Annotated in this window: 11 protein-coding genes; 6 read left to right on the top strand and 5 right to left on the bottom strand. The window is 65.4% G+C overall.

Annotated elements, in window-relative coordinates; all coding sequences use genetic code 11:
• Positions 1-7 precede the first annotated feature (7 nt).
• The gene (locus Q0931_RS10995) at positions 8-592 is read right to left on the bottom strand and encodes a TetR/AcrR family transcriptional regulator (RefSeq protein WP_299260217.1); all 585 of its coding nucleotides are present in this window, start codon (positions 590-592) and stop codon (positions 8-10) included.
• Between the two features lie 92 nt (positions 593-684).
• Between Q0931_RS10995 and Q0931_RS10990 the strand changes: the two genes are divergently transcribed.
• Positions 685-1,872 (top strand): MFS transporter, encoded by a 1,188-nt coding sequence (locus Q0931_RS10990; RefSeq protein ID WP_299260215.1) that lies wholly within the window; start codon positions 685-687, stop codon positions 1,870-1,872.
• Between the two features lie 16 nt (positions 1,873-1,888).
• Here Q0931_RS10990 and Q0931_RS10985 read toward each other — a convergent pair whose 3' ends face one another.
• The 3 genes from Q0931_RS10985 to Q0931_RS10975 all read right to left on the bottom strand — a co-directional run bounded on the left by Q0931_RS10985 (position 1,889) and on the right by Q0931_RS10975 (position 7,377).
• Complete coding sequence (locus tag Q0931_RS10985) at positions 1,889-3,481, bottom strand: hypothetical protein (RefSeq protein WP_299260213.1); 1,593 nt, start codon at positions 3,479-3,481, stop codon at positions 1,889-1,891.
• 189 nt (positions 3,482-3,670) lie between these two features.
• On the bottom strand, positions 3,671-5,125 hold the full coding sequence (locus tag Q0931_RS10980) for an aminoacyl-histidine dipeptidase (protein WP_299260211.1): 1,455 nt from the start codon (positions 5,123-5,125) through the stop codon (positions 3,671-3,673).
• A 53-nt stretch (positions 5,126-5,178) separates the two neighbouring features.
• Complete coding sequence (locus Q0931_RS10975) at positions 5,179-7,377, bottom strand: GNAT family N-acetyltransferase (protein WP_299260209.1); 2,199 nt, start codon at positions 7,375-7,377, stop codon at positions 5,179-5,181.
• Between the two features lie 152 nt (positions 7,378-7,529).
• Between Q0931_RS10975 and Q0931_RS10970 the strand changes: the two genes are divergently transcribed.
• The 3 genes from Q0931_RS10970 to sstT all read left to right on the top strand — a co-directional run bounded on the left by Q0931_RS10970 (position 7,530) and on the right by sstT (position 10,149).
• Positions 7,530-8,141: a VTT domain-containing protein gene (locus Q0931_RS10970; RefSeq protein WP_299260207.1), complete on the top strand. Its 612-nt coding sequence runs from the start codon at positions 7,530-7,532 to the stop codon at positions 8,139-8,141.
• Between the two features lie 98 nt (positions 8,142-8,239).
• Positions 8,240-8,668: a hypothetical protein gene (locus Q0931_RS10965; protein ID WP_299260205.1), complete on the top strand. Its 429-nt coding sequence runs from the start codon at positions 8,240-8,242 to the stop codon at positions 8,666-8,668.
• Positions 8,669-8,898: 230 nt separating this feature from the next.
• On the top strand, positions 8,899-10,149 hold the full coding sequence (gene sstT, locus Q0931_RS10960; RefSeq protein ID WP_299260203.1) for a serine/threonine transporter SstT: 1,251 nt from the start codon (positions 8,899-8,901) through the stop codon (positions 10,147-10,149).
• 80 nt (positions 10,150-10,229) lie between these two features.
• Here the strand turns inward: sstT and Q0931_RS10955 are convergent, their stop codons facing one another.
• Positions 10,230-10,454 carry a hypothetical protein gene (locus Q0931_RS10955; protein ID WP_299260201.1) on the bottom strand — a complete coding sequence of 75 codons (225 nt, stop codon included), beginning with the start codon at positions 10,452-10,454 and terminating at the stop codon, positions 10,230-10,232.
• Positions 10,455-10,544: 90 nt separating this feature from the next.
• Between Q0931_RS10955 and cas1f the strand changes: the two genes are divergently transcribed.
• Entirely contained in the window at positions 10,545-11,525 is a 981-nt protein-coding gene (gene cas1f, locus Q0931_RS10950) for a type I-F CRISPR-associated endonuclease Cas1f (RefSeq protein ID WP_299260199.1), read from the top strand.
• Complete coding sequence (gene cas3f, locus Q0931_RS10945) at positions 11,522-14,839, top strand: type I-F CRISPR-associated helicase Cas3f (RefSeq protein WP_299260197.1); 3,318 nt, start codon at positions 11,522-11,524, stop codon at positions 14,837-14,839. Before cas1f ends, cas3f begins: the two co-directional genes overlap by 4 nt.
• The last annotated feature ends 34 nt before the right edge of the window (positions 14,840-14,873 follow it).

The raw sequence follows: 14,873 nt of genomic DNA, 5'->3' as shown, positions 1-14,873 counted from the left end.
TCATGCCCTATTCGGTCGCCCTAAAGTTTTCGCCGGCGCTGCCGAGTGCCTGGCGCACCCAGTGGCGCAACCGGGTCTCGCAGAGCGTCTCGGGGGCATGGCTGACCCGGTAGATCAGGGGCGCCATGACGCCATCGATCAGCGCATCGACCTCCGGCAGTGCCGATTCGCCGCGATCACGCGCACGTGACAGCATCAGGGCGAGCTGCTCGCACTGCCAGGCGTGACAGCGCCGGCGCGGCTCATGACCGGCACTGCCCAGCGCATCGGCCATCACCTGCTGTCCGGGGCGCGAGGCCATCTCCTCCATGAATTCGCCGGCCCAGGCCATCAGATCCCCCTCCAGCGAGCCGGTATCGGCCAGCGGGGCTTCCGGGCGTAGCCGCTCGGCGGCCACATCGGCGAGCAGTTCGCGCAGCGACCCCCAGCGTCGATAGATCGTCGACGGGGTAACGCCGGCATGCTCGGCGATGAGCGGAATGGTCAGCTGCTCGCGTCCCACGGTGTCATTCAGCGCACTGACGGCGGTGTGAACGGCCTGCTGTACCCGGGCACTGCGCCCGCCGGGGCGAAGGGTCGGTCTGGGGGTCATGGCGCCTCTTAACGCAAAATATTTGCCTTAGCAGTTGAATCACTTACACTGCATGCATTTTAACGCAAAACCTTTGCCTTAAGGTGCCTCTCATGTCCTCTGCCACTGCCCCGGTGGTGTCACGTCCGCGGGAACTGGTGTTCTACACGCTGGTGCTGATGGCCTTTCTGGCCGCCTCGGGCGTGCCCACGCCGCTGTATCAGCTTTACCAGCAAAGCTGGGGCTTCTCCACGTCGATGCTGACGCTGGTATTTGCCAGCTATCTGTTTGCGCTGCTGGTGACGCTGTTGTTCACCGGCGCCCTGTCGGATTATCTCGGTCGCCGCCCGGTCATCTTCGCGGGCCTTGTGATCGAGCTGGCCTCGATGGGCTGTTTCCTGCTGGCAGGCGATCTTGAGTGGCTGTTTGCCGCCCGCCTACTGCAGGGCATGGCCACCGGCATCGTGACCAGCGCGCTGAGTGCGGCGCTCATGGACAGCGACCGCCAGCGCGGCCCGGTCATGGCCAGCGTCGCGCCGATGATCGGCATGGGACTGGGCGCGCTGGGCGCCAGCCTGCTGGTGGCCGGGGCGCCCTGGCCCATGCGGCTGGTGTACGTCGTGATGATCGTGATTTTCGCCTGCCAGGCCTGTCGCCTTGGCCGGATGACAGAAAGCGTCACGCGCCGTCCCGGCGCACTGGCCTCGATGGCACCCCGCGCCCGTGTACCGGCGGTCGTATTACCCACCTTCGTGCGCACCATGCCCGCCAACGTGGCGGCCTGGGCGCTGGGCGGTTTCAGCCTGTCGCTGGGCCCGGCGCTGGCCGAGCAGGTCGCCGGGTTTCACAGCGCCCTGATGGGTGGGCTTTTAGCCTGCATCCTGTCGGTCATGGGCGGCATCAGCGTCTGGCGCTTTCGCCGCTTCACGACCCGCACCATTTTGCTGATCTCGAGCACCCTGCTGCCCGCCGGGCTGGTCCTGGTGCTGATCAGCGTCTATCTACCAAGCCTTGTGCTTCTGATCATCGGCTACGCCGTGGCGGGCCTAGGCTTTGGCTCCGGCTTCATGGGCGCGCTGCGCGCGGTCATGCCGCTGGCGCCGGCCGGCGAGCGCTCATCTCTGATGGCGGTGTTCTACGTGGTGAGCTATCTATCCGCCAGCCTGCCGGCGCTGGCGGCCGGCATCGCCACCCAGCACTCTGGGCTTGAGGCCACGGTATACGTCTACGGCGTCTTCGTGATGCTGCTGTCCCTGAGCGTACTGGTCAGCGTGCTGCGCCGCCCGGTGGCGGCGCCGTAACGTCTGCGCTGTCCGCTCAGCGCGACGCCCCACCGAGCCACTGCGGCCACTGCGCCACCTCTGACTCGAAGGCCATCAGATCCCGCTCGAGCCGCCACTGCAGCCGGGCACGATCACTGTGTTCCAGAAGGTCAGCGCAGTCGCCTGCGGGCGCGGCATCAAGTGAAGCGCCCCGACAGGCCGGCACGCGCGCCTCGCCGGCCCTGCCGTCGGCCCAGAGGCTCTCGCCGTCCAGAAAGCTGTACTCGAGGCTGTTGCGCGCCATCTGCCTGAGCGCCGGATAGTCCAGGCCGTGCTCGGTGACCGCCCGCTCGTACTCATGGGTCAGATCGATGCGCGACACGCCCTGATCGTCGGTGGCCAGCACCAGCGGCACGCCCGCATCGCGGTAGAGGTTGAGCGGGTGCTTCTCACCACGCACCCCGAGAATCACGTCGTTGCTGGTCAGATTGATCTCCACCGCCACGTTCTGCTCTGCCATGGCCTGCAAAAGCTGCGGCGCGTTCTGCTCAAAGGCGATGTCCACGCCGTGACCGATGCGGCGGGCGCCGGCAACGTCGACCGCCTTTTCGATGTGATCGCGCAGCTCAAGCGGCGGTACCAGCCCGAGCGTCAGCTCCCCGGCATGCAGCGCCAGCGGCACCCCGGGATAGCGCTTCGAGAGAAAGGCCAGCATCTGCATGTGGCGGTCATAATCTTCAAGCGCCACCGGATCATCCTCCGGCGCCACGATGTTGACGCCCACGTAGCGCGGGTCGGCATCGGCCAGCGCGAAGGCCATCATCAGCTCGCCGAACACCGCCATCGGCGGCTGGGTGCGCACGGCAAAGCCCTGCAGGCGCACCGTGACGTCACAGCCGGGGGCGGCCTCCTCGCGGTCACAACCCAGGCGCGAGGCGGCCTCCGCAAACATGTCATCCACTTCCTGCCGCGCCTCGGTCAGAGACGACTCGAGCTCCGGTGACAGCGCCTGCCAGGCCGCGTCGAGATCATCACTATCAAGCTCGCGGGACTGCGCCATGGCGCCAAAGCCGTGCAGTGCCCCCGGGTTGGACATGGTTTCCAGATAGCTCTGACGATCGAGCGCCGCCAGCTTTTGGGAGGCGCTCAAAAGCGCGCCGGGCGAGGCCGCCGCCACCGGCGCGAAGCGATCGAAGGTGGCAAAGAACTGGTCGTGACCGTCCACCGGCGGTGTGCCGGGCCCGGTGGGCGTGTTGCGCATCGACAGCGCATTCAAAAGCTCGGCGTAGAGCGCACTGTCGCGCTGTGCCAGCCCCTCGGCGGGCACCAGTGCATCGTCATCGCAGGGTGCCGGCGCGATCGCCGAGCCATCGGCGCGCACGCACATCCCGGCGCGACCGGCCTCCGCCAGCAGGGTTTCCGGCCAGGGCGCGCCCCACAGGTGATGATGTATGTCACCGCCCTTGGGCATGCGCTGCAGGAACACCCGCAGCTTCGGCGGCTGATCGCGAAGCTCGGCCATGACCTCGGCGGCACGCTCGGTGCGCGAGTCGCGAGCCTCCACCGAGGCGCTCATCAGCGCAGCGGCCGCTCCCAGCGTCATGACCACGGTCAACCGGCGATGGCAGGAGAGAAAACGGGTCAACATGGCGCGCCCTTTTGTGACTGTGATGGGGAAAAGGCAGCGACCGTCATGGCGGCCTGATGCCCGTCCCATATTAGCGATCCTGACAGGGACTGTCCTGCCGGGCGGGTCCGGGTGGCCCAGGCTGCCGATACAAAAAGGGAGGGCCCGAAGGCCCTCCCGAGTCACCATTGACAGGCGTTTTCAAAAGCGTCAGGCGTTCGCCAGATCCTCGACCATCGCCCGAAGCACGGTGTAGAAATTTTCCACCGCGCTCAGCTCCACGCGTTCATCCGGGGTATGCGCTCCGCGAATGGTGGGGCCAAACGAGATCATCTGCATGCCCGGATTTTTCGAGCCGATCAGGCCGCACTCGAGCCCGGCGTGGATGACACGCACCTCGGGCGCCTCGCCGGTCACCCGCTCGTGGACGCGCTCAAAGCGCCCCAGCAGCTCGGACTCCGGCTCGGGCGTCCAGCCCGGATAGCCTTCGTTGATGGCCGGCTCGAAGCCGGTCAGGCGCATCAGGGTGGCGATGCGGGCCACCAGCTCATCGCGGGTCGAATCGCGCAGCGAGCGCACCATCAGCTGGATCGAGAAGGTGCCATTCTTGAGGCTCACGATGCCCTGATTGTTGGAGGTCTCGACCACACCCGGCGCCGAGCGGCTCATGCCGGCCACGCCGTAGGGCAGCCCGTGCATCAGACCCATCAGGCGGTAGGTGTCGTCACTGGAGAGCGCCCGCTCGGCCTGTGCCGGCTCGACGCTGACGCTCACGCCGTCATCAATTCCTGCCAGCTCCTCGCAATAGATCGCCTGGTAGCGCTCGATTTCGGCCATCACGGCCTCGTGATGCTGCTTCGGCAGCGCCACCGTGGCCGTCGCTTCGCGGGTGATGGCGTTGCCCATGGTGCCGCCGTCGTAATCGACCAGTCGCAGCCCGTAGTCGCAGAGACGATGCAGCAGGCGCGACAGCAGCCGGTTGGCATTGCCCAGGCCCAGATGGATATCCAGCCCCGAATGGCCACCCTTGAGACCGTGCACGCTGATGGCGAGCGTCTCCATGGGCCCGTCAAAAGGGGCATTCACCACGGTCGCCTTCGTGCGCACCGAGGCGCCGCCGGCACAGCCGATGTAGACCTGGCCCTCGTCCTCGGAGTCCAGATTCAAAAGGTAGGTGCCCTTGAGCCAGCCCCGCTTTAGATTGATCGCACCGACCAGCGAGGCTTCCTCCTCGACCGTCATCAGCGCCTCGAGCGGTCCGTGGGTCAGATGCTCGTCTTCAAGAATGGCCAGTGCGGCGCAGGCGCCCACGCCGTTGTCGGCGCCCAGCGTCGTGCCGCGGGCGTAGAGCCAGCCATCGCGGATCTCGGTGTCGATCGAATCGCGATCGAAATCGTGCGTCACGCCGGGGGCGGCCTGAGAGACCATGTCCAGATGGCCCTGCAGCACCACGCCGGGGCGGTCTTCGTACCCGGGGGTGGCGGCCTTTCGAATCAGCAGATTACCGGCTTCATCGCGTTCGTATTCAAAGCCCTTGTGGGCAGCCCAGGCCTCAAGACGTTTGGCCAGCGCTTCTTCCCTGCCTGACGGACGCGGCACTTCGCAGAAGGTGCGAAAGTGGCGCCATAAAAGCGTCGGTTCCAGTGTGTCCAGATGTTCGTTCACGCAGACTCTCCTGATGGCGTATGACTCGATATCTGCCCTCAAGAATACGCCATTCACCGCGCCCCTTCAGCCCCGCCCCCCGCGGACAGCGCCTGACCCTCCAGCAGCGCACGCGCCTGGCGGCGCACCCAGTCCATCGCCTGCGCCTGACCGGCAAGGCCCTCGCGCCGGGCCAGCCAGGTCATCGAACGTCCCTGCCACAACAGGCCACACAGGGTGATCAGCTCGGGCGGCACCGTCTCTCCACGACACGCCTGAAGCCGTTGATGCATCCGCCAGGCCAGCGCCTGTCGGCTCGGCACCCAGGGCGCCTGCCCCAGCGCCAGACGTTCCAGCTGTGCCTGCGCACGCTCCGGGGAGGCAGGGGCAAGCACCGCCTGATCCAGCAGCGTTTGCGCCACCACCTCGGGCGACAGGCCTGACAGTTCAAGGGCCAGCAGCGCCGGCAGCTGCTCGCGCAGGGCGGCGCTTAAAAGACGCTGCAACGCATCGCCCGGTCCGTTCAGCGGCCGGCTCGTCATCACCGGATACTCGCCGGTGGAGGTCTCAGGATGCAGCCCGAGGCGCACGCAGGCCAGTCCGCAGCGCTGCCAGAAGGCCATGAGCCCCAGCTCGGCACCGAAGCTCGCCCCCAGCAGCGCCCTGCCCTCACTGCGCGCGCCCTCGATGACCTTCTCGACCAGTCTCTGACCCAGCCCCTGGCGCTGGCACTCCGGCACCACGGCCAGACGCATGATGCGCCGCAGCCGATGAGTGGCGGCCTCGACCACGCCAGCATGCAGTGCCAGCGACTGCGCCATCAGGTGGCCGCGCGGACGACGCTCGCCGCGGGCAATCTGCTCGGCAAGCCGCTCATCAAACCCGCCCTCATCCACCGTTACCGCCACCGCCAGCAGCCGGCCCTCACCCGCGATCGGGGCGCTCTCCAGCGTCTCGATGCCGATATTCGGGCCATCCAGCAGGGTGCGCAGATCCGCCGGCGTGGTGCGATAGTGCGCCTGTACCAGCAGCGCAAACAGTGCCTCAAGGCGCGGCTCATCAAGGGCCAGGGCGTCGCGGTCAAGACGATGGTGATACACGTCGTCGAACGCGTCACCGGCGGCCGGCGGCTCAACGGTCAGCGCCAGCAGCCGGGTCACACTCTGCTCCAGCGAGTCATCCCGCTCCCAGCGCACGGGCGACGCCAGCGTCATCGCCTTCCACTGCGGCGTATGCCGGTCCAGTCGGGCGCGAAAGCGCAGGGCAAAACCGCGGCCGCTGCCCTCATAGCCATGGACGGTGGTGGCAAAGACCACGCGCGGAAAATGCTCGAGCGCCTCATGCAGCAGCGCCGCCGGCAGAGCTGCGGCCTCATCCACCAGCAGCACGCTGCCATCGCCCCCCCAGTGATCGAGATTGGCCACCAGCTGATCCGGGGCGACGAAGCACACCTCGCGGCCCTGCCAGACAAAACGCTGCGCCTGTAGAACGCCGTCCGGCAGGAGCGCGGCAAGACGCTCGAACACCGGTGCCACACTGGCCAGGCGCGGTGCGGTGATCAAGATGCGCGTATCCCCCTGCACGAGACGCCGCGCCGCGCCGATGCCCAGGGCGGCACTCTTGCCCCGGCCCCGATCGGCCGTGAGCACCAGCGGGCGTCGCCGACGCAGCCGCGTGATGGCCGAAACTGCTCGCGCCTGATCCGGGCTCAGGCAGTCGATATCCTCAACCGCCACCGGTTCCGCCAGCGTCGTTCTCCCGCCCGCCGGCACAATCAACGGCTGTCCGTGGGCCCAGCGGGCCACCCCGGCATCCCTGCCCAGCAGCCGCGCCAGCCGGGTCAGATAGCGCGAGGTGAGCGACGGCCACTCAACGGGGTGATCGGCCAGGCGCGCGTAGTCGGGGTCCGGCGCCGCGCCCCAGTGTTCAGGCGTCAACAGGATCAACAACCCGCCGGCGCGCACGGTACCGGCCAGCGCGCCGAAGGCATCCGGGTCGAAGCCGTTAAAGGCGTCAAACACTACCGCCCCCTGCTCGGTGCCCAGTCGGGTGCGGGCCTTTTTCATCATCAGGGGCTCGACCGGTGTTTGAATCGCATCAGAGACGGGTGCCCCCACCCACAGGACCTCCGTCAGGGAAAGCGCCTCAAGCAGGGCGTCGGCGCGCGCGCGCACGACGTCCGCCGGGCCGGACAGCCACAGGAGTCCACGATGGCGGACGGTCATCAGGGTCTGGCGCCACTGGCGCAGAGCATCTACATCGTCGTCGAACAAGACCACCTCACGGGCAAAACATCGACAGCCTCACGACCAGGCGTGCCGCAAAGGCCTGTAGTGTGACCTGGACGCACGCCACAGGCGATCATTGCCTTTTGCCACGGGCCGGGCGCAGTATTGGCCGCCATTCATCCTCAGGGGCAGCGGCCTTGCTCGATTTTGTTCTGCATCTGGATCAGCACCTCACGACCCTGGTCGAGCATCATGGCGTGTGGGTGTACGGCCTGGTGTTTGCGGTCATCTTCTGTGAGACCGGGCTGATCATCATGCCCTTTCTGCCCGGCGACTCGCTTCTGTTCATCACCGGCGCCATCGCCGGCAGCGGCCATCTGGACCCCTGGATCGCAGGCGCCGTCATTGCCACCGCCGCGCTTTTGGGAGACAACCTCAACTACTGGATCGGGCGGCGCTACGGCACCCGGCTTTTCAACGAGCATTCGCGCTGGCTGCGCCGGGAACATCTGGCCCGGACCGAGGCCTTTTACGCCCATCACGGCGGCAAGATGGTGATGCTGGCACGCTTTGTACCGCTGGTACGCACCTTTGCCCCCTTTGTGGCCGGCATCAGTCACATGCCCTGGCCCGTCTTTACCGGCTTCAGCCTGCTGGGCGCCCTGCTCTGGACCGGCCTTCTGGTCTCGCTGGGCTATTTCCTGGGCAACGTGCCGCTGCTGCGTGACCATCTGGAAGTGATCATTCTGGGCGTGGCGGTCGTCATGCTGCTGCCGATCCTCTTTCGCCTGCTGCGCCGACGCGCCTGAAACGCGCTATATTTCAGCAAGGCTTCAGAGCGTGCTCGCCGCGCCGATAGAGCCACTCAGGTCCGCTCTTTTGCGGATCAGGTACAGGGAGAGACGCCATGCCGCGCCGATCAATGAAGCCCGCCGTACCGGGCTGTTTTCTGGCTTGTCTTGTGGCCGCCGCGACGCTGGCAGGCACGCCTCATACGGCGCTGGCCGGCGAATCGGTGATTCTTGACCGCCGCGGCCCGCCCCTGGATTACCGTCCACCCCATCGCTACCCACCGTTTGGCATTCGCCATCCGCAGCAGTTCGACCCCGTTCGCGATGTGGATGTTGGCGTGATCCTGCCACCCGAACAGCTCGAGCACTGGCGCAGCAACTACGTGCCCGACAGCTACCGGCTCAACGGCTATGACGGCGTCAGCGAAGGGGACGCCAATGTCTGCCGTCATCATGATGGCTCGCGCAGCTACTCAAGCTCCGGCATGACCTGCGAGGACGGCGACGCCAACCCGCCGGGCGGGCGCACCTGGTCGACCCAATAGGGCGGCCTGGGCGGCAGCGAACCATGGCGTCATGCGCCGTCAACCCCATGCCGGCCTTCTGACCGCGCCGAGCATTTGATGGCCACACCCCTTGAGCGACAGACACAAGCGATGGCGTATGGCCGGCGTGGCGGTGCTAGAATGCGCCGTTTCGCGGACGTTCATCGAGATTTTTCCGGCGCCCGCGGTAACACCCGTGCCTCACACGTCTCGGCCTACAAGAGAGCGCCATGTCTGCCCGTTCCGATCGTCGTTCACCCCTGCCCCGCCCGGGGCTGATTCCACAGATTCTCATTGGCATCGTCGCCGGCACGCTGCTGGCCGTGTGGGCGCCGAGCATCGCCCAGTCCTTCGCCATTCTCGGTGATCTTTTCATCAATGCGTTGAAGGCGATCGCGCCGATTCTGGTCTTCGTACTGGTGATGGCGGCCATCGCCGCCCATCAGCGCGGTCGACCCACGCAGGTCCATGGCGTGCTCGGGCTCTATCTGGTCGGCACCCTGGTCGCCGCGCTGGTGGCGGTCCTGGCGAGCTTCGCCTTTCCGACCACGCTGGCGATCGACGCTCCACCGGCCGATGGCGCGCCGCCTTCCGATATCATCGAGGTGCTGCGCAATCTCGCGTTGAGCGCCGTCGACAATCCGGTCAATGCGCTGGTGGAGGCCAATTTCATCGGCATTCTCGCCTGGGCGGTGGGTCTGGGGCTGCTGCTGCGCCAGGCGGGCGACACCACCCGCAACGCGCTGGGTGATCTGTCCGACGCGGTGTCGGGGCTGGTGCGCTTCATCATTCGTTTCGCGCCGCTAGGCATCTTCGGGCTCGTGGCCAACACGCTCGCCAATACGGGTCTTGGAGAGCTCGCCAACTATGCTCACCTGCTGGCCGTGCTGCTGGGCTGCATGGCGTTCGTGGCGCTGGTGACCAATCCGCTCATCGTGTTCGCCCACACGCGCCAAAATCCTTATCCGCTGGTCTTCGCCTGCCTGCGCGGCAGCGCCATCACCGCCTTTTTCACCCGTAGCAGTGCGGCCAACATTCCCGTCAATCTGGCGCTCTGCGAACGTCTCGACCTGCATCGCGATACCTACTCGGTCTCGATTCCGCTGGGGGCGACGATCAACATGTCCGGCGCGGCAATCACCATCACGGTGATGACGCTGGCCGCGACGAACACGCTTGGTCTCGGCGTCGATTTCCTCACCGCGTTTCTGCTCTGCGTGGTCTCGGCCCTCGCGGCCTGCGGCGTTTCCGGGGTGGCCGGCGGCTCGCTGCTGCTGATTCCGATGGCGGCGAGTCTGTTCGGTATTTCCGCCGACGTCGCGATGCAGATTGTCGCCGTCGGCTTCGTCATCAGCGTGCTACAGGACTCCACGGAGACCGCGCTCAACTCCTCGACCGACGTGCTCTTTACCGCCGCGGCCTGTCGCTCTCCGGGGGCCCAACGGCGTCTGGACGCAGAGCCCCGAGACGAGACGGCCTGACATCAAAGCCTGTGACGGCAAATGCCGATGGCCTGTACCCTCTCTGAGCCGCCTATCCGGGCGGCTCTCTCATTTCCTGCTCAGGCTGCCTGTGCGGCAGCGAACCAGTGATTACCAAGCGTGGGAGCGCCGGCAAGTTTCTGAGCTGCCTGTGCGGCAGCGAACCACATCAGCACGTCGATCGATATAACCGACAGTTTCTGAGCTGCCTGGGCGGCAGCGAACGCGCATGGTGTTGGCACGCCGCCATACCTCTCGATGGCATCAATGATGGCATTGTCATCATTGCCTTTTGCCGGCGCCATTGTCTTTCGCGACCGACCATTTTCATATATTACTCATGTTTAGTCTGTCTTCGACGATAACGTCTTGAACCGTCAAAACATGAGTGCGCCATGGATGATCTTGCTGCCAGTGACCTGAAAACGATCCTGCACTCCAAACGCGCCAATCTTTATTATCTTCAGCATTGTCGAGTGCTGGTCAACGGTGGGCGCGTCGAGTACGTCACCGACGAGGGCAAGCGCTCAAAGTACTGGAACATTCCCATTGCCAATACCACCTCATTGTTGCTGGGAACGGGCACCTCGATTACCCAGGCCGCGATGCGCGAACTGTCGAAGGCCGGTGTGCTGGTCGGCTTTTGTGGTGGCGGTGGTACACCGCTGTTTTCGGCCAACGAGGTCGATATCGAGGTGGCCTGGTTCAATCCCCAAAGCGAATACCGCCCTACCGAATATCTGCAGCACTGGGTGCGCTTCTGGTTTGATGACGGTCTGCGTCTGGAAGCCGCCCGTGCCTTTCAGATCGAACGGCTCAAGCAGGTCGAGCGGCTTTGGGGAGAGGCGCGTTTTCAGCGTGCCACGGACTTCACGCCTTCCACGGCCGAGCTCAAGGCACTGCTTGAGCGCAGCCGCACTGCCATTGCCCAGGCACCGGATACGACGGCCCTGCTCACCGAAGAGGCGCGACTGACCAAACAGCTGTACCGACTGGCCGGTATTGCCACCGACTACGGCGATTTTACCCGGGCCAAGCGCGGCAGCGGTGCCGACCCTGCCAACCGTTTTCTCGATCACGGCAATTATCTGGCTTATGGCCTGGGCGCCACTGCGACCTGGGTGCTGGGCCTGCCCCACGGACTGGCGGTGCTGCACGGCAAGACCCGCCGCGGTGGTCTGGTGTTCGATGTCGCCGACCTGATCAAGGACGCCGTTATCCTGCCCCAGGCGTTCATCTCCGCCAGCCGTGGCGATGAAGAGCAGGAGTTTCGTCAGGCCTGTATCGAGCGACTGACCCAGGTCGAGGCGCTCGACACCATGATCGATACGTTAAAAAGCGTTGCCGAACGGCTCGGAAACGAGGCCAGTCGATGAATGTGTTGATCGTCTCGCAGTGCCACAAGAATGCACTCAGGGAGACCCGGCGCATTCTGGATCAGTTCGCCGAGCGCCGCGGCGAACGTACCTGGCAGACCGCCATCACCCAGGCCGGGCTCGATACGCTGAGAAAACTGCTGCGCCGGAAGGCGCGAAAGAACAGCGCCGTGGCCTGTCACTGGATTCGTGGCCACGACCACAGCGAGCTGTTGTGGATCGTTGGTGATGCCTCGCAGTTCAACGCCCGCGGCGCGACACCCACCAACACCACACGGCGCAACGTACTGCGCAGTGAAGACGAAAACGACTGGCACTCGCTGCGACTGATGCATCTGCTCGCCTCGATGGCCGCGCTCTTTCATGATCTGGGCAAGGCAAGCGATGCCTTTCAGCAGCGGCTGACCGGCCGTCTGGAAGGCCGTAATCGCTACCGTCATGAATGGGTCTCGCTGCGTTTTCTGGAAGCCTTTGTCGGCGAAGATGACGATGCCCGCTGGCTGGCCCGACTGCAAAGTCCCTCAATCGATGACGACACCTGCTGGTTGGACCGACTCCGACGCGATGGGCTGGATACCCTGGTTGGCCCATCGCCCTTTCAGAACCTGCCGCCCCTGGCCGCCGCCATCGGCTGGCTGATCGTCAGCCACCACCGCCTGCCGGCACTCCCCGCCGAACAGGACGACGGTACGCAAAAACGCGTCGGCGCCCGATCCATCCTCAATGCCGAAAACCTGCCCACGCTGCCACAGGCCATCACGGCCAGCTGGAACGAGATCGTACAGCCCATCAGCGACAGGGAAGACATCCCCTACTGGACGTTTCTACACGGCCTGCCGGTAACACATGATGCCTGGCGAGCGCGGGCAGCTCGTCTGGCCCGCCAGTTGAGCGAGTGCCGCCGGGAGACACCGCCGCTGGAATCACCCTATGTCATGCACCTGGCACGGCTGGCACTGATGCTGGCAGACCATCACTACTCGAGCCTCGTCGATAGCGGGCGGCTGGGCGGGTCGTGGGATGGAGCGCTGTATGCCAATACCACCACACGCCATGGCAAGCGTGAGCTCTGCCAGCCGTTGATCGAACATCTGCTGGGCGTCGTCCAAGCGACCGGCGACATCATCCATCATCTGCCGGACATGGCAGCAGCGCTGCCGCGCATTGCCCGTCACAAGGGATTCAGGGCACGAAGTCGTGATGCCCGCTTTCGCTGGCAGGACAAGGCCTTCGACCTCGCAGTTGGCCTGCGTGACAAAAGTCTCGAGCACGGTTTTTTCGGCATCAACATGGCCTCGACCGGCTGCGGCAAGACCATCGCCAATGGACGCATCCTGTATGCGCTGGCGGACCCGGATGTCGGCGCGCGTTTCTCGATTGCGCTGGGCCTTCGCACATTGACCCTGCAGACAGGCCAGGCCTACCGCGAACGGCTGGGGCTTGGCAGTGACGAGCTGGCGATCCGCGTCGGTGGCAGTGCCAGCCGTGCGCTGTTCGAGCATCAGCAGGGTGCCGGCGGCTCCGAATCCCGCGCCGAACTGCTCGACGACCAGTCCCACGTTGTTTTTGAAGGCGACCTGGAAGCCCACCGAGTGCTGGGCAAGGCCATCGCCGATCCGCATGCGCGTGCGCTGATTCAGGCGCCGGTGCTGGTCTGCACCATTGACCACCTGATGCCGGCGACCGAGAGCCTGCGCGGTGGCAGCCAGATTGCCCCGATGCTGCGGCTCATGAACGGCGATCTGGTACTCGACGAACCCGATGACTTTGACATCAACGACCTGCCCGGACTGACGCGGCTGGTCTACTGGACCGGTCTGCTGGGCGCCCGGGTACTGCTCTCCTCCGCTACGCTGCCGCCGGCGCTGGTACGTGGCCTTTTTGACGCCTATCGCGAAGGGCGCACCGAATACCAGCGCCATCGCGGTATGCCCGGCGCTCCGGTGGCGCCGGTAGTCGCCTGGTTCGACGAACACGGCTGTACCCATCAGACCTGCGCCGATGGCGAAGCGTTCGATATCACCCATGACGCCTTTGCCCGACAACGCGCAGCCCGACTCGCCGTGCTTGAGCCGCGACGGCGCGGCACTCTCGTACCCGTATCGGCGCCTTCCAGACATCCTGACGCCATTCACGAGGCGGTGGCGCAGACCGTACTGAAACAAGCCTTCGCACTGCATGAGCAGCATCACTCACTCGACCCGCACAGCGGTCAACGTGTCAGCTTCGGGCTGGTGCGCATGGCCAACATCGAGCCGCTGGTTGCCGTGGCGCAGGCGATCTATCGCACGGCGATTCCCGAAGGCACCCGGATTCACCTCTGCGTTTATCACTCGCAGTTTCCGCTGCTGCTGCGCTCGCGACTGGAAAACCGGCTGGATCAGACGCTGGACCGCCGTGAGCCGAATACGGTGTTCGAGCTGGCCGATATTCGCCAGCGGCTGAGCGGTAAAGATAACGACCATCTGTTTATCGTGCTGGGCTCGCCGGTGACCGAGGTGGGACGCGATCACGACTACGACTGGGCCGTGGTCGAGCCTTCCTCGATGCGCTCGATCATTCAGCTCGCCGGGCGCGTCCGACGCCATCGTCATGATCCGGTGGTCGCGCCCAATATCGCCCTGTTGGACACCAACCTGCGCCATCTTGCGGGCAAGTCTCCGGCTTTCTGCCGGCCGGGGTTCGAGACCGACCAGAACTGGCCGTTGGCGAAACATCGGCTGAGTAGCCTGCTGCGCGATGAAGAGATCAACGCCATCGACTCGCGCCCTCGCCTGCTGGCCGCCGACGCTCTCGAACCCACGCAGCGGTTGGTCGATCTTGAACATGCACGGCTCAGGATGTTGATGGTGGAAGGCGCCGAACCGCCAAAGCAGCGGCGAGCCCGTCGCCGGAAGCCGCTCCATCTGGGCGCATATCTGTTCTACCGGCCGACGGCGATGTCGCTGAGCGCCGTCGCCATTCAGCAGCAGCCCTTTCGCGAGGACAACGAACCGGAGGCTGAATTCGCGCTGTACCCGGATGAGGTTGGTGAGGATTACGGCTTCTGGCGGGTAGACCAGAGCGGTCGGGAAGAAGTGCTCACGCCGGTGGAGTCCGAGCTGGACCGCCTGGCCGATGAGGCGCTGGCGAATCCGCGCGTCACGCCGTGGAACGAACCGGACTACATGGCCGCCCTGAGTGAGCAGGCGGACGCGATGGAGATGACGCTGGAGCGCTGCGCGAGGCGCTTTGGCCGCATTCGTTTGAAACCCGATCGTGCCCCGCAGGGATGGCACTTCCATCCAGCGCTGGGGTTTGTGAGGCGGAAATAGTAAGCCGCTTCGGAGATTGCAAGCGATCGTTCAG

It is taken from the genome of uncultured Kushneria sp., from assembly GCF_947497025.1.
Lineage (GTDB): Bacteria > Pseudomonadota > Gammaproteobacteria > Pseudomonadales > Halomonadaceae > Kushneria.
This window is presented reverse-complemented; position numbering and strand designations above follow the sequence as displayed.

Excerpts from the sequence above, each read along its gene's own strand:
- Q0931_RS10995 (WP_299260217.1), bottom strand. The coding sequence starts at position 592 with ATGACCCCCAGACCGACCCTTCGCCCCGGCGGGCGCAGTGCCCGGGTA.
- Q0931_RS10990 (WP_299260215.1), top strand. The coding sequence starts at position 685 with ATGTCCTCTGCCACTGCCCCGGTGGTGTCACGTCCGCGGGAACTGGTG.
- Q0931_RS10985 (WP_299260213.1), bottom strand. The coding sequence starts at position 3,481 with ATGTTGACCCGTTTTCTCTCCTGCCATCGCCGGTTGACCGTGGTCATG.
- Q0931_RS10965 (WP_299260205.1), top strand. The coding sequence starts at position 8,240 with ATGCCGCGCCGATCAATGAAGCCCGCCGTACCGGGCTGTTTTCTGGCT.
- sstT (WP_299260203.1), top strand. The coding sequence starts at position 8,899 with ATGTCTGCCCGTTCCGATCGTCGTTCACCCCTGCCCCGCCCGGGGCTG.
- Q0931_RS10955 (WP_299260201.1), bottom strand. The coding sequence starts at position 10,454 with ATGGCGCCGGCAAAAGGCAATGATGACAATGCCATCATTGATGCCATC.
- cas1f (WP_299260199.1), top strand. The coding sequence starts at position 10,545 with ATGGATGATCTTGCTGCCAGTGACCTGAAAACGATCCTGCACTCCAAA.
- cas3f (WP_299260197.1), top strand. The coding sequence starts at position 11,522 with ATGAATGTGTTGATCGTCTCGCAGTGCCACAAGAATGCACTCAGGGAG.